The following is a 23,388-nucleotide window of genomic DNA, read 5'->3' as shown; positions in this document are numbered from 1 at the left end:
ACCCTGCGGAAGGCGCCGTTCCGGGCCTTGCCCGGCCCGTCGTCCGCCGGGCGTGGCCGTCTTACGGGCGCCTCGCGGTGCCCTTTCAACACGGGGGACCCCGGCGGCGGGCGGCGTATCCGCTACGTCTAGAGTGGCGTGGTACGCGCAAGTCTTTACCGGCTCTTCATGTCCGGTGCTTGCTGGTTCTTGCTTCCACCAGGGGTGTGCGTGACGGCCGTCGAATCCCGTCCTGCGGGGGTGCTCGAGACGAGCGAAACGAGCTCCGGTCACCGGCCGTTCGGGGCCCGTGTCATGGCGTTCGTGGCGCTGACCAAGCCGCGGATCATCGAGCTGTTGCTGATGACGACGGTGCCGGTCATGTTCCTGGCCGCCCAGGGCGTCCCGGACCTGTGGCTGGTGGTCAAGACCTGCGTCGGCGGATATCTGTCGGCCGGTGGCGCGGCCGCCTTCAATATGTATTACGACCGGGACATCGACGCGCTGATGGAGCGCACCGCGCAGCGCCCGCTCGTGACCGGCATGGTCTCGCCGCGCGAATGCCTCGTCTTCGCCTTCGCGCTCGCCGCGGTCTCGACGGCCTGGTTCTGGGCGCTGGTCAACCCGCTGTCCGCGATGCTGTCGCTCGGTGCGCTGGCCTTCTACGTCGTCGTCTACACGATGTGGCTCAAGCGGCGCACCTCGCAGAACATCGTGTGGGGCGGCATCGCGGGCTGCATGCCCGTCTTCATCGGCTGGTCGTCGGTGACCAACTCGGTCTCCTGGGCCGCGCTGATCCTCTTCCTCGTCATGTTCTTCTGGACGCCGCCGCACTACTGGCCGCTGTCGATGAAGGTCAAGGAGGACTACGAGCGGGCCAGTGTGCCGATGCTGCCGGTCATCGCGGGCAACAAGGTGGTCGCCAAGCAGATCGTCCTCTATAGCTGGGCGATGGTCATCGTCTCCCTGCTGCTGTGGCCGCTCGGCTACACCGGATGGTTCTACCCGGTGGTCGCGGCCGTGCTGGGCGGGCTGTGGCTGAAGGAGGCGCACGCCCTCCAGGGGCGCGCCAAGGCCGAGATCACGGGCGCGAAGCTCAAGGAGATGCGGCTGTTCCACTGGTCGATCACCTATGTGTCGCTGCTGTTCGTGGCCGTGGCCGTGGACCCCTTCCTGCGGTGATTACCGGCGGGTAGCATCGGCGGTATGGCAGACACCACCCAGCCGGAGACACCCGAGAGCGGCGAGTCGGCCGCCCAGCCCTCCGTGCCGGAAGCACCGGCCGAGTCGGCCGAGCCGCCCAAGCCTTCGAAGGACGAGAAGCGGGCCGAGCGGCTCGCCCGCCAGATCACGGCCTTCGCCACCGGCCACGGCGGTAGCGCCGAGGGGCAGATCGCCCACATCGGGCGCGGCTCCGTCCGGATCGCCCTCGTCGGCGCCGATGGCGAATGGGGCGTTCTCGTCGCCCCCTCGCAGGAGAGCGCGCGGCGCGCGGCCGAGATCGCCGGGCTGACCCTCCAGGACGCCTTCGACGGCGAGCTCGCCGCCAAGGTCCGCACCGGTCCGTACGAGTGGGCGCGGATGGCGGGCATCCAGCTCGGCGGACCCGGCAACCCTCCGGCACCCGCCTCGTAGAACGCCTGAGAACGGGTCCGGCGACACCTCGCACCCCTTCCGTCCGTTAAGCCCGTCGATGCCGGAGGGCGAGAGGCGGCGGCGATGCACGAGGCGACGGACTCCCCGAACACCCTGGGCCCGCCGACCGGTCCGGTCCCCCGGGACGGACCGGACCCGGTGGCGGGACCGATCACGCTGCCGCCGCTGGTCGACCAGCACAGCCACGGCACGGTCGACGGCGAGCTGGGCGTCGGCTCGTTCGAGACCCATCTGGCGGCTGCCGCAGGGTCGGGCGCGGCCCCGGCCGGCACCACCTTCTTCGACAGTTGGACCGGTCTGGCCGTGCGCCGCTGGTGCCCTCCGCTGCTGGGCATGGAGCCCTACTGCGCGCCCGTCAGCTATCTCGCCCGCCGCCGTGAGCTGGGCGCCTACCGGGCCGCGCGGCTGCTGCTGCGCGGCGCCGGTATCGGCACCTTCCTGCTGGAGTCCGGCGCCCGGGACGGGCTCAGCACCGCCGGGGAGCTGGCCGCGACCGCCGACGGCGCGGTCCATGAGGTGGTCCGCCTGGAGCCGCTGGCCGAGCAGGTCGCCGACACCTCCGGCACGGTCGACGCCTTCATCGGCAACACCGCCGAGGCGCTGTACGCGGCGGCCCAGCATGCGACCGCCTTCGCCATGGGGATCGCCTTCTGCGACGAGCTGCCGCCCGATCCGCGCGAGGTCCGGCGCGCCGCCGCCCGCTGGCTCGCGCTCACCGTACGCCCGGCCCCAGGCCGCGCCCCCGACCCCGCGCTCGCCCAGCACCTGCTGTGGAGCGCCGTCGCGACGGGCCTTCCGGTGCAGTTGCACTGCGCCGATCCGCAGTCGCTCGTCGGCTTCCTGCGGGCCACGGCGGGCTTCGGCACCGATCTGGTGCTGCTGCCCGACCGGCCGCACCACCGGCGGGCGGCACAGCTCGCCGCGGCCTTCCCGCATGTCTACGCGGACGCCGGGCCGAGGCCCGGGGAGACCCTGGGCGAGGCGCCGTTCGGCAAGCTGCTGTTCTCGACGGGCGCGCGGGGGCTGCCCGAGCTGTATGTCACCGCGTCCCGGCTGTTCGGCCGGGCCATGGCCAGGCTCGTGGACGAGTGGGTCGGCGAGGAGATCTGCACCCGGGCCGAGGCCCAGCGGATCGCCGGGCTGGTCGCGGCCGGGACCGCGCGCCGGGTCTACCGGCTGGACGCGGCCGGCTCGGGCTGAACGGTCTCGTGGTCGCCGGTGGGGGCGGGGACGGCCGCCGGAAGCGCGGGGCGCTCGCGCTGGGCGAGCAGCACCCGCAGGACCGCGATCCACACCAGGCAGGAGCCGAGCATATGGATGCCGACGACGACCTCGGGCAGGTGGGTGAAGTACTGCACGTACCCGACCACGCCCTGAAGGAGCAGGACGACGAGCAGCTCCAGGACCATGCGGCGCTGGGCGGCGGGGGCCTTCACGGCCCGCAGCGTGAACCACAGGGCGACGGTGAGGCCCAGCACGATGTAGACGAAGTCCACATGGAGCTGGGTGATCTCCTGCCAGTTCAGCGGGATGCGGTGCACCTTACGGGCGTCACCGGCGTGCGGACCCGCGCCGGTGACCACGGTGCCGATGACGATGAGCGCGCCAGTGGCGACGGTCAGCAGCCGGGTGAGCTGGCGCACCGGAACGGCCACGAGATCGCGCGGCTCGGCGTCGCCCTCGCGCGCCCGCCACCAGGTCGCCACGGCGACCGTGAGCAGCACGGAGGAGAGCAGGAAGTGCGAGCTGACGATGTACGGGTTGAGCCCGGTGAGCACCGTGATGCCGCCGACCACGGCGTTGCCCATGACGATCCAGAACTGGGCCCAGCCGAGCCGGGTCAGCGAGGTGCGCACGGGCGTACGGGCCCGGGCGGCGATGATCAACAGCCCCACGACCACGCAGAGGACGTACGTCAGCATGCGATTGCTGAACTCGATGACGCCGTTGATCCCCATTTCAGCGGTCGGCGTCAGGCTGCCGGAGGTGCACTTGGGCCAGGTGTCACAGCCCAGCCCGGACTGGGTGAGCCGGACCGCGCCACCGGTCACGACGATGACCACGGCCATCACCACGGTGGCCAGCGCGGCCCGCCGCACAAAGCGCGCGGAGGGCTGCCAGCGTCGGGCGATCAGCTCGAACGGATTCAGCGAATTCGGCACGGGAACATCGTAGGCCGCCGCTTGTGCAGCTTTTCACGAGGGGTAGTGCTTCGGTAAAGCCGCAGCTCGCAGAGGTGTTCGGGCCACTCCCGGCGAAAGCTGCTCCCAGCGGTAGCCACGCCCGGTGAAAGCTGCTCCCAGCGGAAGCCACGCCCGGCGAAAGCTACTCCCAGCGGAAGAAGCGCGCCGCCGCGCCCAGCCCCAGCACCGCCCAGACCGCCAGGATGCCCAGATCCCGCCACGGCATCCCGGCCCCGTCCTGGAGGACGTCCCGCAGCCCGCCCGAGAGCGCCGAGATCGGCAGCAGCTCCAGTGCGCCGCGCACCGCGCCCGGGAACTTGTCCAGCGAGACGATCACCCCGCCGGCCACGAGCAGCAGCAGGAAGACCAGGTTGGCGGCGGCCAGGGTCGCCTCGGCCTTCAGGGTGCCCGCCATCAGCAGCCCGAGGCCGGAGAAGGCCGCCGTGCCGAGGATCAGCAGCAGCGTCACCGAGAGCGGATCGCCGTGCGGCGACCAGCCCAGCGCCAGCGCGATCGCGGTCAGCAGCACGATCTGGAGGACCTCGGTGACCAGCACCGCGAGGGTCTTGGCGGTCATCAGTCCCCACCGGGGCAGGGGTGAGACGGCGAGCCGCTTGAGCACGCCGTAGCGCCGCTCGAAGCCGGTGGCGATGGCCTGTCCGGTGAACGCCGTGGACAGCACGGCGAGCGCCAGCACGCCGGGCGCGAGGAAGTCCACCGTGCTGCCGTCGGCGCCCGTGTCGACGATGTCGACGGTGCTGAAGAGCACCAGCAGCAGGGACGGGATGACGACGGTCAGCAGCAGTTGCTCGCCGTTGCGCAGCAGCATCCGGGTCTCCAGCGCGGCCTGCGCCCGGATCATCCTCATCAGCGGGGCCGCCCCCGGCTTGGGAAGAAAAGTGCCCGTGGCGGTCACGCTCGCAGCTCCTTACCGGTGAGCTCCAGGAAGACGTCCTCGAGGGTGTGCCGCTCGACCGAGATCCGGTCCGGCAGCACCCCGTTCTGTGCGCACCAGGAGGTGACGGTGGCCAGCATCTGGGGGTTGACCTTGCCGGTCACGCGGTACGAGCCGGGGGTCAGCTCGGCGGCCGTGGAGTCGGCGGGCAGCGCCTTGAGGAGCGAGGCCAGGTCGAGTGCGGGTCGGCCGCCGAAGCGCAGGGTGTTCTCGGCGCCGCCCCGGCACAGCTCCTCGGGGGTGCCCCGGGCGATCACCTTGCCGCCGTCGATGATCGCCACGTCGTCGGCGAGCTGCTCGGCCTCGTCCATGTAGTGGGTGGTCAGCAGCACGGTGACCCCGTCGTCGCGCAGATCGCGGATGAGGTCCCAGGTGGCGCGGCGGGCCTGTGGGTCGAGTCCGGCGGTCGGCTCGTCGAGGAAGACCAGCTCGGGGCGGCCGACGACGGCCATGGCGAGCGCGAGCCGCTGCTGCTGGCCCCCGGAGAGCCGCCGGTAGGTGGTCCGGCCGCAGGAGGCGAGGCCGAGCCGGTCGATCAGCAGGTCGACGTCGACCGGATGCGCGTGCAGGGAGGCGGTGTGGCGCAGCATCTCTTCTGCCCGCGCGCCGGAATAAACGCCTCCGGACTGGAGCATCACCCCGACCCGGGGGCGCAGTGCGGGGGCGTCCGCGACCGGGTCGAGCCCGAATATCCGGACCGTGCCGGCGTCGGGCCGGCGGTACCCCTCGCAGGTCTCGACGGTGGTGGTCTTGCCGGCTCCGTTGGGGCCGAGAACGGCGGTCACGGCGCCCCGGTCCACCGACAGGTCGAGCCCGTCGACCGCGGGCTTCGGGCCGTACCGCTTGACCAGGCCGACGATGTCGACCGCGGGCTCTTCTCGCATGTCCGGCAGTCTACGAATCGCCGGGCCCTCCGTGGGCGGCAGGGCCGGAAGCCGCGGTGCCCGCCGCCCGGCCGTTAGGGCCCTTCTGACGGATCTCCGCGGCGTCGCGACGCCCGGCACGCCCTCTCGTCGCAGGTGGAACCGGGGTCCGGGACCCTCTCGGACTTAGGTACCCCTAAGTGACGTACCCCACCGGACCTGGAGATCTCCCCGCTTGTGTCATGCCGGGGAATTACGCAACAATGGCGTTGTGAAATACGCGAGCGAGGCTCCGAACGAACGCGCGGCCGAACTGGCCGCGCGGTCCGGCACGCCCGCGTCCGCACCCGAAGAGCAGCACGGCACCCGCAACCGGGTCGCGCGTTCCATCCTCGACCATGGTCCCTCCACCGCGGCGGAGCTCGCCCAGCGGCTGGAGCTGACCCAGGCGGCCGTCCGCCGCCACCTGGACACCCTCGTCGCCGACGGCGTCGTCGAGCCCCGCGAGAAGAGGGTGTACGGGGCGCGGGGGCGCGGCCGCCCGGCCAAGGTCTTCGCGCTCACCGACTGCGGCCGCGACGCCTTCGACCAGGCGTACGACAAGCTCGCGGTCGACGCCCTGCGCTGGATCGAGCAGGGCGCCGGAGGCGGCGAGGCGGGCCGCGCCGCGGTCGCCGCGTTCGCCCGCGCCAGGCTCGCCGCCCAGGCGGAGGGGTACCGCGGCTCCGTCGAGGCCGCCGCCCCCGGCCGTCGCACCGAAGCCCTCGCCGACGCGCTCTCCGCGGACGGGTACGCTGCTACGGCGCGCAGCGCGCCGGTCGGCGAACAGCTCTGCCAGCACCACTGCCCGGTCGCCCACGCAGCCGAGCGATATCCGCAACTGTGTGAGGCGGAGACCGAGGTCTTCTCCCAGTTGCTCGGGACTCATGTGCAGCGTCTGGCCACCATCGCCCATGGCGACGGAGTGTGCACGACGTTCATTCCGAAGACCGGCAAGGTCGAGAAGACCGACACCAGTACCACCAAGACCACCACCGCATCTGCCAGCACGGCCGGGAGGAACCCCGAATGACTCTCCCCACGGAGACCGCTCACCCCGAGCTCGAGGGCCTGGGCAACTACGAGTACGGCTGGGCCGACTCCGACGTGGCCGGCGCCTCGGCCAAGCGTGGCCTCTCCGAGGAGGTCGTGCGCGACATCTCGGGGAAGAAGTCCGAGCCGGAGTGGATGCTCAAGCTCCGCCTCAAGGGCCTGAAGCTCTTCGGCAAGAAGCCCATGCCCACCTGGGGCTCGGACCTGTCGGGCATCGACTTCGACAACATCAAGTACTTCGTCCGCTCCACCGAGCAGCAGGCCGCCTCCTGGGACGATCTGCCCGAGGACATCAAGAACACGTACGACAAGCTGGGCATCCCGGAGGCCGAGAAGCAGCGCCTCGTCGCGGGTGTCGCGGCCCAGTACGAGTCCGAGGTCGTCTACCACCAGATCCGTGAGGACCTGGAGGAGCAGGGCGTCATCTTCCTGGACACCGACACCGCGCTCAAGGAGCACCCGGAGCTGTTCCAGGAGTACTTCGGCACCGTGATCCCGGCCGGCGACAACAAGTTCGCCTCGCTGAACACGGCGGTCTGGTCCGGCGGCTCGTTCATCTACGTGCCGAAGGGCGTGCACGTGGAGATCCCGCTCCAGGCGTACTTCCGGATCAACACCGAGAACATGGGCCAGTTCGAGCGGACGCTGATCATCGTCGACGAGGACGCCTACGTCCACTACGTCGAGGGCTGCACCGCGCCGATCTACAAGTCGGACTCGCTGCACTCCGCGGTCGTCGAGATCATCGTCAAGAAGGGCGCCCGCTGCCGCTACACGACCATCCAGAACTGGTCGAACAACGTCTACAACCTGGTCACCAAGCGCGCCGTGGCCTACGAGGGCGCGACCATGGAGTGGGTCGACGGCAACATCGGCTCCAAGGTGACCATGAAGTACCCCGCCGTCTACCTGATGGGTGAGCACGCCAAGGGCGAGACCCTGTCCATCGCCTTCGCGGGCGAGGGCCAGCACCAGGACGCGGGCGCCAAGATGGTCCACATGGCCCCCCGCACCTCGTCGAACATCGTCTCCAAGTCGGTGGCGCGCGGCGGCGGCCGCACCTCCTACCGCGGTCTGATCGAGATCGGTGAGGGCGCCGAGGGCTCCAAGTCCAATGTGCTGTGCGACGCCCTGCTCGTCGACACGATCTCCCGCTCGGACACCTACCCCTATGTGGACGTCCGCGAGGACGACGTGTCCATGGGCCATGAGGCGACCGTCTCCAAGGTCAGCGACGACCAGCTCTTCTACCTGATGAGCCGCGGTCTGTCCGAGGACGAGGCCATGGCGATGATCGTGCGCGGCTTCGTCGAGCCGATCGCGCGCGAGCTGCCCATGGAGTACGCGCTGGAGCTCAACCGGCTGATCGAGCTGCAAATGGAGGGCGCGGTCGGCTGACGCCACCCCCTTCCGGCCCCGGCGGGGGCACCGTCCCCCGCCCGGGCATCCCGTTCAGGCCCATCAGGCAGAAAGAGAGCAGTACGACAGCCATGGCTGAAACCATCCCGGCCGGATCCACCACGGACGGCGTCATCCAGGTGGGCCAGCCCACCGATGCCCGGGTGAGCGCGCCCGCGTCGTACGACGTGGCCGACTTCCCGGTGCCCCATGGCCGCGAGGAGGACTGGCGGTTCACCCCCCTGGAGCGGCTGCGCGGTCTCCACGACGGCACGGCTGTCGCCGACGGCGGCGTCAAGGTCGAGGTGACCGCCCCCGAGGGCGTCACGGTCGAGACCGTGGGCCGTGACGACGCCCGCCTGGGGAAGGCCGGCAAGCCGGTGGACCGGGTGGCGGCCCAGGCGTACAGCTCCTTCGAGAAGGCGTCGGTCGTCTCGGTGCCCAAGGAGACGGTGCTCACCGAGCCGGTGCGGATCGCCGTGCACGGCGAGGGCGGCACCGCCTTTGGCCACCAGGTGGTCGAGGTCGGCGCCTTCGCCGAGGCGGTCGTGGTCATCGACCACACCGGTGACGCCACGCTCGCCGCCAATGTGGAGTACCTGATCGGCGACGGCGCCAAGCTCACCGTGGTCTCGATCCAGGACTGGGACGACACCGCGGTCCACGCCGGTCAGCACACCGCGCTGGTCGGCCGGGACGCCAGCTTCAAGTCCGTGGTCGTCACCTTCGGCGGCGATCTGGTGCGGCTCCACCCGCGCGTCGTCTACGGCGCCCCGGGCGGTGAGGCCGAGCTGTACGGCGTGTACTTCACCGACAACGGCCAGCACCAGGAGCACCGGCTCTTCATCGACCACGACACCCCGCACTGCCGGAGCAACGTGGCCTACAAGGGCGCGCTCCAGGGCAAGGAGGCGCACGCGGTGTGGATCGGCGATGTGCTGATCCGGGCCGCCGCCGAGGGCACCGACACCTATGAGCTCAACCGGAACCTGGTCCTCACCGACGGTGCCCGGGTCGACTCGGTGCCGAACCTGGAGATCGAGACCGGTGAGATCGTCGGCGCCGGTCACGCGAGCGCGACCGGCCGCTTCGAGGACGAGCAGCTCTTCTATCTGATGGCGCGCGGCATCCCGGCCGACGAGGCCCGCCGTCTGGTGGTCCGCGGCTTCTTCGCCGAGCTGGTCCAGCAGATCGGGATCCCCGACCTGGAGGAGCGGCTCATCGCCAAGATCGAGGCCGAGCTGGAGGCGTCCGTAGGATGACCAACACCTTCGTACGCGCCTGCGCGCTGGACGAACTCGAGGACGACACCCCCAAGCGGGTCGAGCTCGAGGGCGTGCCCGTGGCACTGGTGCGCACCGAGGGCGAGGTGTTCGCGGTCAACGACATCTGCTCGCATGCGAACGTCTCGCTGTCCGAGGGCGAGGTGGAGGACTGCCAGATCGAGTGCTGGCTGCACGGCTCCAGCTTCGACCTGCGCACCGGCAAGCCGTCCGGCCTTCCCGCCACGCGCCCCGTCCCCGTATACCCCGTAAAGATCGAAGGGGACGATGTGCTCGTCTCCGTCACCCAGGAGTCCTGAGGCACCCATGGCCACGCTTGAGATCCACGACCTGCACGTTTCCGTCGACGCCGAGGGCGGCCCCCGCGAGATCCTGCGCGGTGTCGACCTGACCGTGAAGCAGGGCGAGACGCACGCCATCATGGGCCCCAACGGCTCCGGCAAGTCCACCCTCGCCTACTCGCTCGCCGGGCACCCGAAGTACACGATCACCGGCGGCACCGTGACGCTGGACGGCGAGGACGTGCTCGCGATGTCCGTCGACGAGCGCGCCCGCGCCGGTGTCTTCCTCGCCATGCAGTACCCGGTCGAGGTGCCCGGCGTCTCCGTCTCCAACTTCCTGCGCACCTCCGCGACCGCGATCCGCGGCGAGGCGCCCAAGCTGCGCACCTGGGTGAAGGAGGTCAAGGAGGCCATGGAGCGCCTCCACATCGACCCGTCCTTCGCCGAGCGGAATGTGAACGAGGGCTTTTCCGGCGGTGAGAAGAAGCGCCACGAGATCCTCCAGCTCGAGCTGCTGAAGCCGGCCATCGCGATCCTCGACGAGACCGACTCCGGCCTCGACGTGGACGCACTGCGGGTGGTCTCCGAGGGCGTCAACCGGGTCCGTGAGTCGGGCCAGGTCGGCACCCTGCTGATCACCCACTACACCCGCATCCTGCGGTACATCAAGCCCGACCACGTCCACGTCTTCGCGGCGGGCCGGATCGCCGAGTCCGGCGGCCCGGAGCTGGCCGACAAGCTGGAAGAAGAGGGCTACGAGGCGTATGTGAAGGGAGGCGCGTCCGAGTGACACAGTTGCCGGGCCTCCTCGACACCGAGGCGATCCGCAAGGACTTCCCGATCCTGGACCGTGTCGTCCATGACGGCAAGAAGCTCGTCTACCTGGACAACGCGGCGACATCGCAGAAGCCGCGCCAGGTGCTGGACGTGCTCAACGACTACTACGAGCGCTCCAACGCCAATGTGCACCGCGGCGTCCATGTGCTCGCCGAGGAGGCCACGGAGCTGTACGAGGGCGCCCGCGACAAGGTCGCCGCCTTCATCAACGCTCCCAGCCGCGACGAGGTGATCTTCACCAAGAACGCGTCGGAGTCGTTGAACCTGGTCGCCAACATGCTCGGCTGGGCGGATGAGCCCTACCGGGTGGACCAGGACACCGAGATCGTCATCACCGAGATGGAGCACCACTCCAACATCGTTCCGTGGCAACTGCTCTCGCAGCGCACCGGTGCGAAGCTGAAGTGGTTCGGCCTCACCGAGGACGGCCGGCTCGATCTGTCGGAGATAGAGCAGGTCATCACCGAGAAGACCAAGGTCGTCTCGTTCGTGCTGGTCTCCAACATCCTCGGCACGGTCAACCCGGTCGAGGCGATCGTCCGCCGCGCCCAGGACGTCGGCGCCCTCGTGGTGATCGACGCCTCCCAGGCCGCCCCGCACATGCTGCTGGACGTGCAGGCGCTCCAGGCCGACTTCGTGGCCTTCACCGGCCACAAGATGTGCGGCCCGACCGGAATCGGTGTGCTGTGGGGCCGCCAGGAGCTGCTGGAGGATCTGCCTCCGTTCCTCGGCGGCGGCGAGATGATCGAGACCGTCTCGATGCACTCGTCCACCTACGCCCCGGCGCCGCACAAGTTCGAGGCCGGTACGCCCCCGATCGCCCAGGCCGTCGGCCTCGGCGCGGCCGTGGACTACCTCACCGCGATCGGCATGGACAACATCACCCGCCATGAGCACGCCCTCACGCACTATGCGGTCGGCAGGCTCCTGGAGGTGCCGGACCTGCGCATCATCGGCCCCACCACGGCCGAGGAGCGCGGCGCCACGATCTCCTTCACGCTCGGCGACATCCACCCCCACGATGTGGGCCAGGTGCTCGACGAGCAGGGAATCGCGGTCCGGGTCGGCCATCACTGCGCCCGCCCCGTATGCCTGCGCTATGGAATTCCGGCGACCACCCGAGCGTCGTTCTATCTGTACTCCACTCCGGCCGAGGTCGACGCCTTGGTGGAGGGCCTGGAGCACGTACGGAACTTCTTCGGGTAGGGGCGTGCCGCGTGAAGCTGGATTCGATGTACCAGGACGTGATCCTGGACCACTACAAGAACCCCCATGGACGGGGCCTGAGGGACGGCGACGCAGAGGTACACCATGTCAATCCGACCTGCGGTGACGAGATCACGCTGCGGGTCCGGCTTGACGGCGACACCATCGAGGACGTGAGCTACGAGGGCCAGGGCTGTTCCATCAGCCAGGCCAGCGCCTCCGTGCTCAATGAGCTGCTGGTGGGCAAGGAGCTGGCCGAGGCCCGCAGGATCCAGGAGACCTTCCTGCACCTGATGCAGTCCAAGGGCAAGGCCGAGCCGGACGACGCCATGGAGGAGGTGCTGGAGGACGCGATCGCGTTCGCCGGCGTCTCCAAGTACCCGGCCCGGGTGAAATGCGCCCTCCTGAGCTGGATGGCGTGGAAGGACGCCACGGCACAGGCACTGGGTGAGACCGCCGGAGGGAAGACCGCATGAGTGACAACGTGACCACCACCAAGCCCGCAAGCGAGGAAGAGGTCCGCGAGGCCCTGTACGACGTCGTGGACCCCGAGCTGGGCATCGATGTGGTCAACCTCGGGCTGATCTACGGCATTCACATCGACGACGCCAACATCGCGACGATCGACATGACGCTGACCTCTGCGGCCTGTCCGCTGACCGATGTCATCGAGGACCAGGCCAAGTCCGCGACCGACGGCATCGTCAACGAGCTCCGGATCAACTGGGTCTGGATGCCGCCGTGGGGCCCGGACAAGATCACCGACGATGGACGTGAGCAGTTGCGCGCCCTCGGCTTCAACGTCTGACGTCTCGCCTCCTGGGCTCTGTGAGCGGCCCCCGCGCTTCGGCGCGGGGGCCGTTTCGTATGTCGTGGATCGTTGCGTACGCCCGTACGCATCGTTGTGTACACTTGTACGCATGGGATATGTGACGCTCTCCGGGGCCATCCTGGCCGAGATCCTGGCGACCACCTCGATGAAGTACAGCGAAGGCTTCAGCAGGCTCTGGCCCTCGCTGGCCACCGGCGCGGGCTATCTGCTGTCCTTCGTGCTCCTCGCGCACACGCTCAAGACCATCTCCGTCAGCACCGCCTACGCCATATGGGCCGGGGCCGGGACCGCCGTCATCGCCGCGATCGGCATGCTCTTCCTGGGGGAGGCGATGACCGCCGCCAAGGTGCTCGGTGTGCTGCTGGTCATCGCCGGGGTGGTGGTGCTCAATCTGAACGGCGCCCACTGATGGGCCGCCGCTACGACCCCGAGCGGCGGCAGCGGATCATCGACGCCGCGGCCGCCGTGGTCCGCGAGAGCGGCATCGGGGGGCTCGGCCACCGGGCCGTGGCCGCTGCGGCCGATGTGCCGCTGGGCTCCACGACCTACCACTTCGCGACCCTCGACGACCTGCTGATCGCGGCGCTTCGCCAGATCAACGCGGAGTGGCTGGCGGAGGTGAGGCACTGGGTGGAGGGAGTCGATCCGGCCGCACCGCCCGCGGACGCGCTGGCCCGGTGGCTGGGGGAGCAGCTCACGGGCGACCGGGCGCGGATGGAGCTGGAGTACGAGCTGTACTTCGCCGCGCTGCGCCATGAGGGACTGCGGCCGCTCGCCGCCGAGTGCCTGGACGAGATGGCCCGGATGCTGACGCGACTGGTGCCCGACGCGACCACGGCGCGCGCGGTGGTGGCTCTCATCGACGGACTGACCTTGCAGGTGCTGCTGGCGGACCGCCCGTACGACCGGGAGGGCACGAGCGCGGCGCTGGCGCGGATCATGGGCGTGGACGGCGACAACGGGCCGCCCGCCGGTTGAGACCGCAGACGACCGGCCGCCCGGGACCGCTCGCTGAGACCGGTTCGCCTCCCGGCCCCGCCTCCGGTTAGCGTTCTGACCATGACCGATGCATCCACCACCGCCCCCACCGGCGCCGTCGCCGCCGGTCTCGCCACCCTCACCGAGGACGGCACCGTTCTCGACACCTGGTTCCCGGCCCCCGAACTGGCCGCCACACCCGGCCCGGCCGGGACCGAGCGGCTCGACGCCGAGCGGACCGCGCAGCTTCTGGGCGAGGCCGCTCTCAAGGCGGTCGGACCGGACCCCCGGCGCGGCGTCGAGGTCGTCGCCGTCCGCACGGTCATCGCCTCGCTGGACGAGAAGCCGCTGGACGCGCACGACGTCTATCTGCGGCTGCATCTGCTCAGCCACCGGCTGGTCAAGCCGCACGGCCTGAGCCTGGACGGTCAGTTCGGCCTGCTCGCCAACGTCGCCTGGACCTCGCTCGGCCCCGTCGCCGCCGACCAGGTGGAGCGGGCCCGGCTCGCCGCCCGCGCCGAGGGGCTGCACCTGGCGGTGACCAGTGTCGACAAGTTCCCCCGGATGACCGACTACGTCGTCCCCGCCGGCGTCCGCATCGGCGACGCCGACCGGGTCCGCCTGGGCGCGCATCTCGCCCCCGGGACCACGGTCATGCACGAGGGCTTCGTCAACTTCAACGCGGGCACGCTGGGCACCTCCATGGTCGAGGGCCGGATCAGCGCGGGCGTCGTGGTCGGCGACGGCTCCGACATCGGCGGCGGCGCCTCGATCATGGGCACCCTCTCCGGCGGCGGCAAGCAGACGATCACCATCGGCGAGCGCTGCCTGCTCGGCGCCGAGGCGGGCCTGGGCATCCCGCTCGGCGACGACTGCATCGTCGAGGCGGGGCTGTATGTGACGGCGGGCACCCGGGTCACCCTCCCGGACGGCAAGATCGCCAAGGCGCTGGAGCTGTCCGGCGCCGACAACCTCCTCTTCCGCCGCAACTCCATCACCGGCGCGGTCGAGGCGCTGCCCCGCACCGGTTCCTGGGGCGGGCTGAACGAGGCGCTGCACAGCCACAACTGAGTCTGGGCGCGGGTTTCGTCGCCGATGCGGGCCGGTGGGTGGCGTTGTGCCCACCCGTCCCGCCCGGGGGCACCTCCCAGCGGTAGCTGGGGGAAGGACGATTGCCCACAACGGTGCCGACTGGTCCGGGGTGCGGGGGCAGTGCCCCCGCACCCCGGAAAGCCCCCGTCTCAGGGGCGTACCCGCACCACCTGCGGGTCGTGGTCGCTGGACTGGTCCGCGAACTCGGCGTTGATGTGCACGATGTCGTAGTCGGCACGGCGCAGCGCGCTGCTGGTCAGGATGTGGTCCAGCACCTGCGAATTGCCGTTGTAGACATAGCCGTAGCGCTCGTCCTTCGGCAGCCGGGTGACCAGGTCGGTCAGCACTCCGCCCTTGGTGAGATCGGCCAGCGCGGGCGAGAACTGGTAGTCGTTGAGGTCGCCCGCGACGACCACGGCCGCCTTCGGGTCGGCGTTCAGCAGCGCCTTGACGAAGGTGTTGACGGTCTTGGCCTGGCCGGTGCGCTGGGTCTCCGAGGAGCGGGCCGGGGGCTGGAAGCGGCTGTCCAGGCCCTGGTCGCCGCCCTTGGAGTTGAAGTGGTTGGCGACCACGAACACCGGGCGGCCCCGGAAGGAGAACTGCCCGACCAGCGGCTTGCGGCTGTCCTTCCAGACGCCGTTCGCCGGGTCGATACGGCCGGGGGAGGCCGACAGCGTGGCCTTGCCGCCCTTCTTCTCGACCGTCACCGGGGTGGTGGAGTCGCCGCCGGGGATGTCGGTGAAGGAGACCCGCTCCGGGTTGTAGAGGAACGCCACGCGGATGTTGCCGCCCGGCTGGCCGCCGTCCTGGTCGTCAACCGGGTTGATCTGGCGCCACTCGTACGAGGGGCCGCCCGCCGCCTTGATCGCGTCGGTGAGCTTCGTCAGCGTGGCGTCGGCGCCCACCACCGAGTCGTTCGTGGCGCCGTTGTCGTCCTGGACCTCCTCCAGCGCGACGATGTCCGGCGAGGCGAGGTGCTCCACCAGCCCGGTGGCCAGCCGGTCGAACTTCGACTGGGCGGTCTTGGGGGAGAGGTTCTCCACGTTGTAGGTGGCGATGGAGAGTTCGTCCGCCTTCTGCTTGCGGGTGCTCTCGCGCTTCGGGCCGTGGTCGGCCAGGTCGCCCATGGTGGTGGCGGCGAGCGTGTATCCGCCGAAGTTGTCGTAGTCCAGCGGCCCGGCCGTGGTGCCGGTCAGCGCGTCGCCGACGTCCGCGACGGGGAAGGGGTGCTCGGCGTAGGGGAGGAGGGAGACCACCTTCACCCGGCCCGCGTTGGGGTCGCGGTACGAGCTGTAGAGGGCGCCGCCGCGCTCGGTCCGCTGGTGGCGGGGCTCGGCGGTGACCCACAGCTCCTTGTAGGTGTTGGTCGCGCCGACCACGGGGGCGTTCTCGACCGAGACCCGCATGCCCTCCAGGGACTCGTAGCGGTCCAGGGCGTACGAGCCCGGGCGCAGCGTCAGCCCCTCGATGGAGTCGCCGCCCGCGTCCGGGGCGTAGCGGTCGGGGATCGTGGCGGGGTCGAGCCGGTACGCGGCGGGCAGCGCGTTGCCGGAGGACTTGACCGTCCAGGTCGCCTTGGAGATCTCGGTGAGCGACTGGAGACCGGCGTCCTTGCCGCCCGGGTAGTACTCGGACACCGTCCCGGAGACCAGTACCGAGTCGCCCACGGCGACGGAGGGCGTGGTGGATCCGGTGAAGACGAAGATCGCCTCGCTGGTGGCCGCGTCCCGGTCGGGCTCGGAGTCCTGGATCCAGAAGCCGCGCGACGAGCCGAAGGCACGTATCGCGGTGACCGTGCCGGGGACCTCGGTCACCTGCTGTCCGGCGAGCGGGGATATCCGGGTGCTGCCCTGGATGTCATGGATGCGGATCTCGGCGGCGGAGGCCGACGAGGGTACGGCGAGCAGCCCGGCCGCGAGGGCGGAGGCGGCGACGGCGGTGACGGCGACGGGTCCGCGCGGTGCGCGAAGGGACATGGTGGTGGCCTCCGGAAGGAGTGAACGGCGAGGGAATCGCCTCTACGCGCGTCAATCTCTTTCGTGGGCGGCGAAGTTGTCAAGACAGGACGGGTGGCTTGCGGATGGCGGGAGCGGGGCGCGGACATGAACCGGGCGGCACCGCGCGCCCCCTCGCCCCGGCCGGTTTCCGGAGCCCCCTGGCCGAATTCACCGCTTGCCGCGGTGCGGGATCGGGCGCGGGACCACATCGGGACGAAGTGCCGTCCCGTTCCGTCTACGCTGGGGTCCGGGCCGTGCCGTGGCGCCCGTGCCCGTACACCCGCATATCCGTACCCCATGGCTCCACAGCGGGGTCCTGGGACCCGTAGCCTCATAGCTCCATGGCTCCATAGCCCCCGCACAGCCCCATAGCCCCACAGCCCTATAGCCCCACAGCCCCCGCGACTTCCGCGCCCCGAGGAGTGACGTCCGCCCATGCCAGAAGAGCGCCCCACCATGCCGCCCGTGCGGCTTCGCACCGACGCGGAACTCGCGCGGGACGCACTCGCCGCGCCGCTCCTCGCTCGCGCGGTCCGGCTCGCCCGCTGGGCCGAGCCGGGGAAGCCGGTGGCGTCGGGCGGGGTGCTGCCGGAGGGCGAGCTGCGGGCGGCGATCGAGCTGCTGGGGCTCGCGGGGGACGAGGACGGGCCCGAGCACACGGCACAGGCGTGGCAGCTCGCTGTCGACACCGGGCTGGTCGAGATCGACGAGTCCGAGGAGGCGTCGGGCGCCGAGGCGGCTACGGGAGCCGATGGCGAGGGCGACCGCGCGGACGGCGAGGCGCCGCTCGGGGACGAGTTCTCGGCCCTCGCGATCAGCGGCGAGGAGCTGCGGCTGATCACCGAGGGCGGCCCCCGCGACATCCTGGACATCTGGCTCGACGGCTTCGAGACCGTGCTGGCCGACGCCGCCGCACCCGACCTGGGCGATATCGCCGCCCAGATCAGCGAGGGCGGTGAACTCGACCTCGACGCGATCGACTGGAACCCGGAGGAGGAGGCCGAGTTCCTCGACGGGGTGCTGGGCAACCTCTATCTGCTCACCGCCCTGGACGAGGAGGCCGCCGCGGCCTCCGTACCGCTGCCCGCGCTGGCCGCCTCCATGATCGTCCCCGAGGACATGGACGAGCCCACCGACGACATCCTCGAAGAGGTCTCCGAGGCGATGGTGCGGCTGGACGACCAGTTCCGGCTGCTCGCCCCGACCGGCCTGATCGACTACCAGCCGGTGGACGAGGCGCTGATCCAGGAGGTCGACGGCGAGGGCCGGATCCAGGAGCCCGAGACGGCCGAGGACCTGGAGGACGAGGATGTTTCCCGCTACGGCATGGTGCGGCTCACCCCGCTCGGCGTCTACGCCGTACGCGCCCGCATGATCGAGGCGGGCATCGACGCCCCGGCCGTCGGCGACCTGGCCGACAAGGGCGCCGACATCCTGCTGGACGCCCTCCCCGGCCACCCCGAGCCCGCCGCCCAGGCCGAGGCCGAGCAGTGGCTGGCCCGCCGTACGCCCGAGGAGGCCGCCCGCGAACTGCTGGCCGCCGCCCGCGGCGACGACGAGGGCGCACCGCTGCGCCGCCTCACCTGCCAGCAGACCCTCTCCCTGGTCGGAACCGAGGCCGAGCCCGCGCTCCGCGAGGTGCTCGACGACCGCCACCTGGGCGGACTGGCCCGGGTCTGGCTGGCCGAGCACGGGGTGGCGGGCGTCCCGGAGCCGTCGGAGGCGATGGTCTTCTGGCTGACCGTCGACACCCTCGCCGCCCAGCTCGCCACCGAGGGCGACTCGGCGGAGCTGCGAGATCTGGTACGCGGCCTGGTCGACCAGTCCGGGAGCTTCTTCGACTCGGCCTGGCGAGTGGACCACCCGGCGACCGCGGAGGTCCTGGAGGCGATGGGCCGCCTCCACCCGGACAAGCAGGCCGCCAAGGAGGCCCGAAAGGCGGCCTTCAAGGCCCGCTCAAGGGCATAGCCGCGCGGGGTCGCACCGCGGCCGTGGCCGACCCGCGACGCGGGTCGCGGTGCGGCCCGGGGCGGCCCCACGGGCGTGCCGCCGGACCTCGCACTTCCCCCGCCGCGCGGGAGGCCCCGCTGGGGGCGCCCGCCGGATCTTGTCGCCTACGGCGGGCTGTTCCCCTCCCGCCCCTTCCCGCGGCATCGATATGCGGCTCCGCCGCGTGGTGGGGCTCCACCCCAGACCCCGGGGTCCGGGGCGAGGGCGAGGGAAAGATCGGCTGGACACCCTGTAGGACGGGTCCCGGGCCTGGTGTGGCGTCGGCGCGTTGCGGTGCGGGTCGGGCGTCGGCTCCACTGGAAGTGGGCGGACGCCTGCGGCAGGCCGCTCCCGCCCCACGCAGCATTGGTATGCGGCTCCGCCGTGTGGTGGGCTCTGCCCCGGGTCCCGGGGTTCGGGGCGGAGCCCTGGTGGCGGGTGCGGTCGGGCAGGCTGCTCCCATCCCCGCGCCTTCCCGCGGCATTGGTATGCGGCTCCGCCGCATGGTGGGGCTCCGCCCCGGGCTCCGGGGTCCAGGGGCGGAGCCCCTGGTATCGGGAAGGGGCGGGGAGGGGAAAGGCCCGCCGGGCGCCCCCCGACGCGGGCGTGGGCGTGGGCGTGGTCGGCCCCGTCCCGGGGCCGTCGTGGCGCTTGCGCGTCGTGGTTCGGCTCGGGCCTCCGTCCGGTCCGTCCGGTGGACGGGCGTGCCGCCGGGCGGCACGCCGCCTCCGCCGCGCCGGAGGCTCCTCGCAGGGCGCCGGGCCCGCGAGGGGCCCGCCCCCGCCGCGCGGCCGGAAAGTTGGGCGCTGCCCAGAGCCGTATCGGCCTACGCTCCGTATAAGGGGGCGGCGGGCATTCGTCCCTTGATGTCGCGCTCCGTTCAACTGGTGTTCGGGCTGGGACGGGAACGTATGGCCGCAGTCGGAGGACACCATCCTGCGTTCGGGAGAAGACATGTCGCTCAGCCGAAGAGACTTCGCGAAGCGTTCCGCGTACACCGGGGCCGGGGTTGCCCTGGTCGGAAGCGCGGGGGTGCTCGCCACCGCCCCCGGCGCGCTCGCCGCTGAGGCGACCGACGCGGGCGCCGCGGGCGTCGCGGGCCACGATGGCCACGGCGGCGCGTCGCTCGGCTACGGTCCGCTCGTCGAGGACCCCAAGGGCATCCTCGCGCTGCCCAAGGGGTTCCGCTACAAGATCATCACCCGCACCGGTGAGACGAAGCTGGAGTCCGGCGAGTCCACCCCGTCCAACCACGACGGCACCGCCACCTTCGAGGGCTCGCGCGGTGCGACGCTGCTGGTCAACAATCACGAGCTGGCCGGTCCCCGCAGCGGCTGGCCGCACCCGGTCCCGCTGATCGAGGGGCTGGTCTACGACCCGGCGGCCTCCGGCGGCTGCACCGTCGTCGAGGTCTCCAAGCACGGCGACCATGTCACCGAGTGGGTCGGCATCGCGGGCACCGCGACCAACTGCGCCGGTGGCCGCACCCCCTGGGGCACCTGGCTGACCTGCGAGGAGACCGAGGACAAGGCCGGCCAGAACGGCATGACCAAGGACCACGGCTACGTCTTCGAGGTCGACCCGCACGACCGTAAGGCCAACCGCGACCCGAAGCCGATCAAGGCCCTGGGCCGGTACGCCCACGAGGCCGTCGTCGTGGACCCCAAGCGCGGCCACCTCTACCTCACCGAGGACGCCTCCGGCCCGAACGGGCTCCTCTACCGCTGGGTGCCGCCGCACGGCTTCGAGCACGGCCGCGGCAAGCTCGACCAGCTCAAGGACGACGCGGGCGTGCTCCAGGCGCCCAAGTGCTACGACTCGGGCGGCAACTTCGTGGACGACCTGTCCCGCGCCACCAAGACCGGCACGGTCTACGGCGTGGACTGGGAGACGGTGCCGGACCGCGACGCGAAGTCCGTGTCGGTGCGGAAGCAGTTCAAGGACGGCGAGATCACCCGGGCGCGCAAGCTCGAGGGCATGTGGTGGGCCGACGGCGGCGCGTACATCGTCTCCTCGTTCGCCCGTAAGGAGAGCCCGGTCCAGCACGACGGCCAGGTCTGGTTCTACGACCCCAAGCGCCGCACCCTCACCCTCAAGGTGCTGCTCGGCGTCAACCCCGACCCGTCGAAGGACGGCGCCTTCGACGGCCCGGACAACATCACCGTCTCGCCGTACGGCGGTCTGGTCATCGCCGAGGACGGCGAGGGCATCCAGCACCTCTTCGGCGCCACCGAGGACGGCCGGACGTACCCGATCGCGCGCAACGACCTGAACATCGGCACGGCGGAGGAGCCGGAGTTCAGCGAGTTCACCGGCGTGGTCTTCTCGCCCGACGGATCGACGCTGTTCGCCAACATCCAGGTGCCGGGCATCATGCTCGCGATCACCGGCCCCTGGCGCCGCCAGCGCTGACGTACGTACGTCGAGTCGAAAGGCCGGGGGAATCCTCCCGGCCGGGGAACGCGTTGACCTGAAGGTGACCTCACGCCTGCGCACCACCCCCTTCTCCATCCTGGACCGCTCCCGCACCCGCCAGGGCCGGGAGCGGTCGCAGGCGCTGCGCGACACCGTACGGTTCGCCCAGCAGGCCGAGGCCCTCGGCTACCACCGCTTCTGGGTCTCCGAGCACCACAGCGTGCCCGGCGTCGCCGGTTCGGCGCCCACGGTGCTGGCGTCCGCCGTCGCGGCGGCGACGGTCCGCATCCGGGTGGGCACGGGCGGCGTGATGCTGCCGAACCACCGCCCACTGGTCGTGGCGGAGCAGTTCGGGGTGCTCGAATCCCTCTTCCCGGGCCGGATCGACATGGGCCTGGGCCGCTCCGTCGGCTTCACCGACGGCATCCGCCGCGCCCTGGGCACCGAGAAGGACGCCGCGCAGGACTTCGGCGCCCAACTGGACGAGCTGCTCGGCTGGTTCACCGGCGAGCAGGACGCCTACCCCCAGGTCCACGCCCATCCGGCGGAGGGGCTGCGGCCGCCCGTCTTCGTCCTGGCCACCGGTGCGGGCGCGGATCTGGCGGCGCGGGCCGGGCTGTCCCTGGTGATCGGCGATCTGCGGGGCCGGGACGAGATGCTGCGCGCGATCGACCGCTACCGCGCGGGCTTCCGCCCCTCGGCGTGGTCCGCCGCCCCCTACGTCGTCGTCTCGGGCAATGTCGCGGTCGCCGGCACGGCGGAGGAGGCCCGCCGGCTGCTGCTCTCCGAGGCATGGGCGATGGCCTACTCCCGCACCCACGGCGTCTTCCCGCCGCTGGCCCCGGCTTCGGAGATCGAGGCCCGGGAGATGACCGAGAAGGAGCGCGGCTTCTACGAGCGGGGCCTGCGCGGCCAGTTGTACGGCACCGAGGACGAGGTCGCCGCCGCGCTCGACGAGCTGATCGAGCGCAGCGACGCCGACGAGGTCCTGGTCACGACGAGCACCTACGACCGCGAGGCCCTGCTGGACTCCTACCGCCGCCTGGCCCGCGCGGCGGGACTGTCGGGCGACCTCGACCCCGGTTCTGTCCCCGGCTCCGGCCCGGGCCGGGTGTCAGAGGGCCTTGCCGGCGGGCTTGGCCATGCCGCGCACGGTGCGTGAGTCCACGTACTCACCCATCGCGGTCATCTCCCACTCGCCCGAGAACTGCTTGATCAGCTTGGCCATCATCACGCCCGTGCGCGGCTCGGCGTGGGTGAGGTCGAAGCGGACCAGCTCCTCGCCGGACTGGGCGTCGAGCAGGCGGCAGTATGCCTTGGCCACATCGGTGAACTTCTGGCCGGAGAAGGAGTTGACCGTGAAGACCAGGCCGGTGACCTCGGGCGGGAGGCCGCCGAGGTGGACGGTGATGGACTCGTCGTCGCCTCCGCCCTCACCGGTGAGGTTGTCGCCGGAGTGCTGAATGGCGCCGTTGAGGATGGCCAGCTTGCCGAAGAAGCAGGCGTCGATCTTCTTACGGTCGACACCGAAGGCGATCACGGACGCGTCCAGGTCGATGTCCTTGCCGCGGAAGGCGGGCTCCCAGCCGAGGCCCATCTTCACGGAGCTGAGCAACGGGCGGCCACCCTTGACCAGCGACACCGTCTGGTTCTTCTGAAGGCTGACGCGGCCCTTGTCCAGGTTGATCTTCCCGGTGGCCGGGGCCGGTGCGGCGGCGGGCGGCGCGGCCGGGGCGGCGGCCGGCGGGGCGGTCGGCATGGGCGGCGGGGGCTGGAAACCGGCGGGCGGGCCGCTCGGCGGGGCCGGCGCCTGGGCGGCGGGGGCGGCCGGTGCGACGGGCTCCTCGACCGACACCCCGAAGTCGGTGGCGATGCCCGCCAGACCGTTGGCATACCCCTGCCCGACCGCGCGCACCTTCCACGCCCCATTGCGCCGGTAGACCTCCACGATCACCAGCGCGGTCTCGCTGCCGAGCCGCGGCGGGGTGAAGGAGGCGATCACCGCGCCGTCGTCGGCGCCGCGCACGGTGGCGGTCGGCTCGGTGCCCGCGAACGTCGCCCCGGGCGCGTCCAGACTCGCGGTCACCACGATCTTCTCGATGTCGGCGGGGACGGCGGCGGTGTCCACGGTGATGGTGTCGCCCGCGCCCGCCGCCCCGGCGCGATGGGTCACCCCGGGTCCGGCGGGCTGGTTGTAGAAGACGAAGTCGTCGTCGGAGCGCACCTTGCCGTTGGCGGTGAGCAGCAGGCCCGATACGTCGAGCCGCACCGGAGCGGTGACGTCAACCGCCACGCGCGCGACGGGGAGGGGGAGGTTCGAGCCGGGTGTCATAGCGGTCATGCCCGGGGTAA

Annotated in this window: 22 protein-coding genes; 17 read left to right on the top strand and 5 right to left on the bottom strand. The window is 71.2% G+C overall.

The window, feature by feature from the left end; genetic code table 11:
- Positions 1–210 precede the first annotated feature (210 nt).
- The 3 genes from ACK1X7_RS13635 (at position 211) to ACK1X7_RS13625 (ending at position 2,835) form a co-directional block, all read left to right on the top strand.
- On the top strand, positions 211–1,161 hold the full coding sequence (locus ACK1X7_RS13635) for a heme o synthase (RefSeq protein WP_385148610.1): 951 nt from the start codon (positions 211–213) through the stop codon (positions 1,159–1,161).
- A 24-nt stretch (positions 1,162–1,185) separates the two neighbouring features.
- Complete coding sequence (locus ACK1X7_RS13630) at positions 1,186–1,614, top strand: hypothetical protein (RefSeq protein WP_413115125.1); 429 nt, start codon at positions 1,186–1,188, stop codon at positions 1,612–1,614.
- An 84-nt stretch (positions 1,615–1,698) separates the two neighbouring features.
- Entirely contained in the window at positions 1,699–2,835 is a 1,137-nt protein-coding gene (locus ACK1X7_RS13625; protein ID WP_390792986.1) for an amidohydrolase, read from the top strand.
- On the opposite strand, the gene ACK1X7_RS13620 is transcribed toward ACK1X7_RS13625, so the two are convergent.
- The 3 genes from ACK1X7_RS13620 to ACK1X7_RS13610 all read right to left on the bottom strand — a co-directional run bounded on the left by ACK1X7_RS13620 (position 2,805) and on the right by ACK1X7_RS13610 (position 5,657).
- Positions 2,805–3,797 carry a COX15/CtaA family protein gene (locus ACK1X7_RS13620; protein ID WP_385148602.1) on the bottom strand — a complete coding sequence of 331 codons (993 nt, stop codon included), beginning with the start codon at positions 3,795–3,797 and terminating at the stop codon, positions 2,805–2,807. The genes ACK1X7_RS13625 and ACK1X7_RS13620 overlap by 31 nt on opposite strands.
- 163 nt (positions 3,798–3,960) lie before the next feature.
- Positions 3,961–4,734 carry an ABC transporter permease gene (locus ACK1X7_RS13615; protein ID WP_385148599.1) on the bottom strand — a complete coding sequence of 258 codons (774 nt, stop codon included), beginning with the start codon at positions 4,732–4,734 and terminating at the stop codon, positions 3,961–3,963.
- Positions 4,731–5,657: an ABC transporter ATP-binding protein gene (locus tag ACK1X7_RS13610; protein WP_413115124.1), complete on the bottom strand. Its 927-nt coding sequence runs from the start codon at positions 5,655–5,657 to the stop codon at positions 4,731–4,733. The genes ACK1X7_RS13615 and ACK1X7_RS13610 overlap by 4 nt, the downstream gene beginning before the upstream one ends.
- A 250-nt stretch (positions 5,658–5,907) precedes the next feature.
- On the opposite strand from ACK1X7_RS13610, the gene ACK1X7_RS13605 reads away from it, so the two are divergent.
- The 11 genes from ACK1X7_RS13605 (at position 5,908) to dapD (ending at position 14,614) form a co-directional block, all read left to right on the top strand.
- Entirely contained in the window at positions 5,908–6,708 is an 801-nt protein-coding gene (locus tag ACK1X7_RS13605) for a helix-turn-helix transcriptional regulator (protein ID WP_385148593.1), read from the top strand.
- Entirely contained in the window at positions 6,705–8,126 is a 1,422-nt protein-coding gene (sufB, locus tag ACK1X7_RS13600; RefSeq protein WP_078640802.1) for a Fe-S cluster assembly protein SufB, read from the top strand. The genes ACK1X7_RS13605 and sufB overlap by 4 nt, the downstream gene beginning before the upstream one ends.
- A gap of 92 nt (positions 8,127–8,218) precedes the next feature.
- The gene (gene sufD / locus ACK1X7_RS13595; protein ID WP_385148590.1) at positions 8,219–9,388 is read left to right on the top strand and encodes a Fe-S cluster assembly protein SufD; all 1,170 of its coding nucleotides are present in this window, start codon (positions 8,219–8,221) and stop codon (positions 9,386–9,388) included.
- Entirely contained in the window at positions 9,385–9,708 is a 324-nt protein-coding gene (locus ACK1X7_RS13590) for a bifunctional 3-phenylpropionate/cinnamic acid dioxygenase ferredoxin subunit (RefSeq protein WP_078640800.1), read from the top strand. Before sufD ends, ACK1X7_RS13590 begins: the two co-directional genes overlap by 4 nt.
- 7 nt (positions 9,709–9,715) lie before the next feature.
- Positions 9,716–10,480 carry a Fe-S cluster assembly ATPase SufC gene (sufC, locus tag ACK1X7_RS13585; RefSeq protein ID WP_361498030.1) on the top strand — a complete coding sequence of 255 codons (765 nt, stop codon included), beginning with the start codon at positions 9,716–9,718 and terminating at the stop codon, positions 10,478–10,480.
- Positions 10,477–11,733, top strand: coding sequence for a cysteine desulfurase (locus tag ACK1X7_RS13580; protein WP_385148587.1), 1,257 nt, complete (start codon positions 10,477–10,479; stop codon positions 11,731–11,733). Before sufC ends, ACK1X7_RS13580 begins: the two co-directional genes overlap by 4 nt.
- An 11-nt stretch (positions 11,734–11,744) precedes the next feature.
- On the top strand, positions 11,745–12,209 hold the full coding sequence (gene sufU, locus ACK1X7_RS13575; protein WP_078640797.1) for a Fe-S cluster assembly sulfur transfer protein SufU: 465 nt from the start codon (positions 11,745–11,747) through the stop codon (positions 12,207–12,209).
- A complete protein-coding gene (locus ACK1X7_RS13570; protein ID WP_059144908.1) occupies positions 12,206–12,541 on the top strand; it encodes a metal-sulfur cluster assembly factor in 336 nt (111 codons plus the stop codon). Before sufU ends, ACK1X7_RS13570 begins: the two co-directional genes overlap by 4 nt.
- A 112-nt stretch (positions 12,542–12,653) precedes the next feature.
- On the top strand, positions 12,654–12,974 hold the full coding sequence (locus tag ACK1X7_RS13565; protein ID WP_014059853.1) for a DMT family transporter: 321 nt from the start codon (positions 12,654–12,656) through the stop codon (positions 12,972–12,974).
- A complete protein-coding gene (locus ACK1X7_RS13560; RefSeq protein ID WP_385148584.1) occupies positions 12,974–13,543 on the top strand; it encodes a TetR/AcrR family transcriptional regulator in 570 nt (189 codons plus the stop codon). The genes ACK1X7_RS13565 and ACK1X7_RS13560 overlap by 1 nt, the downstream gene beginning before the upstream one ends.
- Positions 13,544–13,624: 81 nt before the next feature.
- On the top strand, positions 13,625–14,614 hold the full coding sequence (dapD, locus tag ACK1X7_RS13555) for a 2,3,4,5-tetrahydropyridine-2,6-dicarboxylate N-succinyltransferase (protein ID WP_361513250.1): 990 nt from the start codon (positions 13,625–13,627) through the stop codon (positions 14,612–14,614).
- A 170-nt stretch (positions 14,615–14,784) separates the two neighbouring features.
- Here dapD and ACK1X7_RS13550 read toward each other — a convergent pair whose 3' ends face one another.
- Positions 14,785–16,611 carry an endonuclease/exonuclease/phosphatase family protein gene (locus ACK1X7_RS13550; protein ID WP_385157919.1) on the bottom strand — a complete coding sequence of 609 codons (1,827 nt, stop codon included), beginning with the start codon at positions 16,609–16,611 and terminating at the stop codon, positions 14,785–14,787.
- Between the two features lie 456 nt (positions 16,612–17,067).
- Here ACK1X7_RS13550 and ACK1X7_RS13545 point away from each other — a divergent pair, with 456 nt between their 5' ends.
- The 3 genes from ACK1X7_RS13545 (at position 17,068) to ACK1X7_RS13535 (ending at position 22,198) form a co-directional block, all read left to right on the top strand.
- Positions 17,068–18,600 (top strand): hypothetical protein, encoded by a 1,533-nt coding sequence (locus ACK1X7_RS13545; protein WP_390792988.1) that lies wholly within the window; start codon positions 17,068–17,070, stop codon positions 18,598–18,600.
- Between the two features lie 975 nt (positions 18,601–19,575).
- Positions 19,576–21,033 (top strand): alkaline phosphatase PhoX, encoded by a 1,458-nt coding sequence (locus ACK1X7_RS13540; RefSeq protein ID WP_385158139.1) that lies wholly within the window; start codon positions 19,576–19,578, stop codon positions 21,031–21,033.
- Between the two features lie 64 nt (positions 21,034–21,097).
- Positions 21,098–22,198 carry an LLM class flavin-dependent oxidoreductase gene (locus tag ACK1X7_RS13535; RefSeq protein WP_385158143.1) on the top strand — a complete coding sequence of 367 codons (1,101 nt, stop codon included), beginning with the start codon at positions 21,098–21,100 and terminating at the stop codon, positions 22,196–22,198.
- Here the strand turns inward: ACK1X7_RS13535 and ACK1X7_RS13530 are convergent.
- Positions 22,151–23,368 (bottom strand): TerD family protein, encoded by a 1,218-nt coding sequence (locus ACK1X7_RS13530; protein WP_398159381.1) that lies wholly within the window; start codon positions 23,366–23,368, stop codon positions 22,151–22,153. The genes ACK1X7_RS13535 and ACK1X7_RS13530 overlap by 48 nt on opposite strands.
- Positions 23,369–23,388: the final 20 nt, after the last annotated feature.

This window comes from Streptomyces sp. CY-1 (assembly GCF_047218265.1).
In the GTDB taxonomy this organism is placed as follows: domain Bacteria; phylum Actinomycetota; class Actinomycetes; order Streptomycetales; family Streptomycetaceae; genus Streptomyces; species Streptomyces niphimycinicus.
The sequence above is the reverse complement of the archived record's forward strand: the minus strand, read 5'-3'. Positions and strand labels throughout refer to the sequence as shown.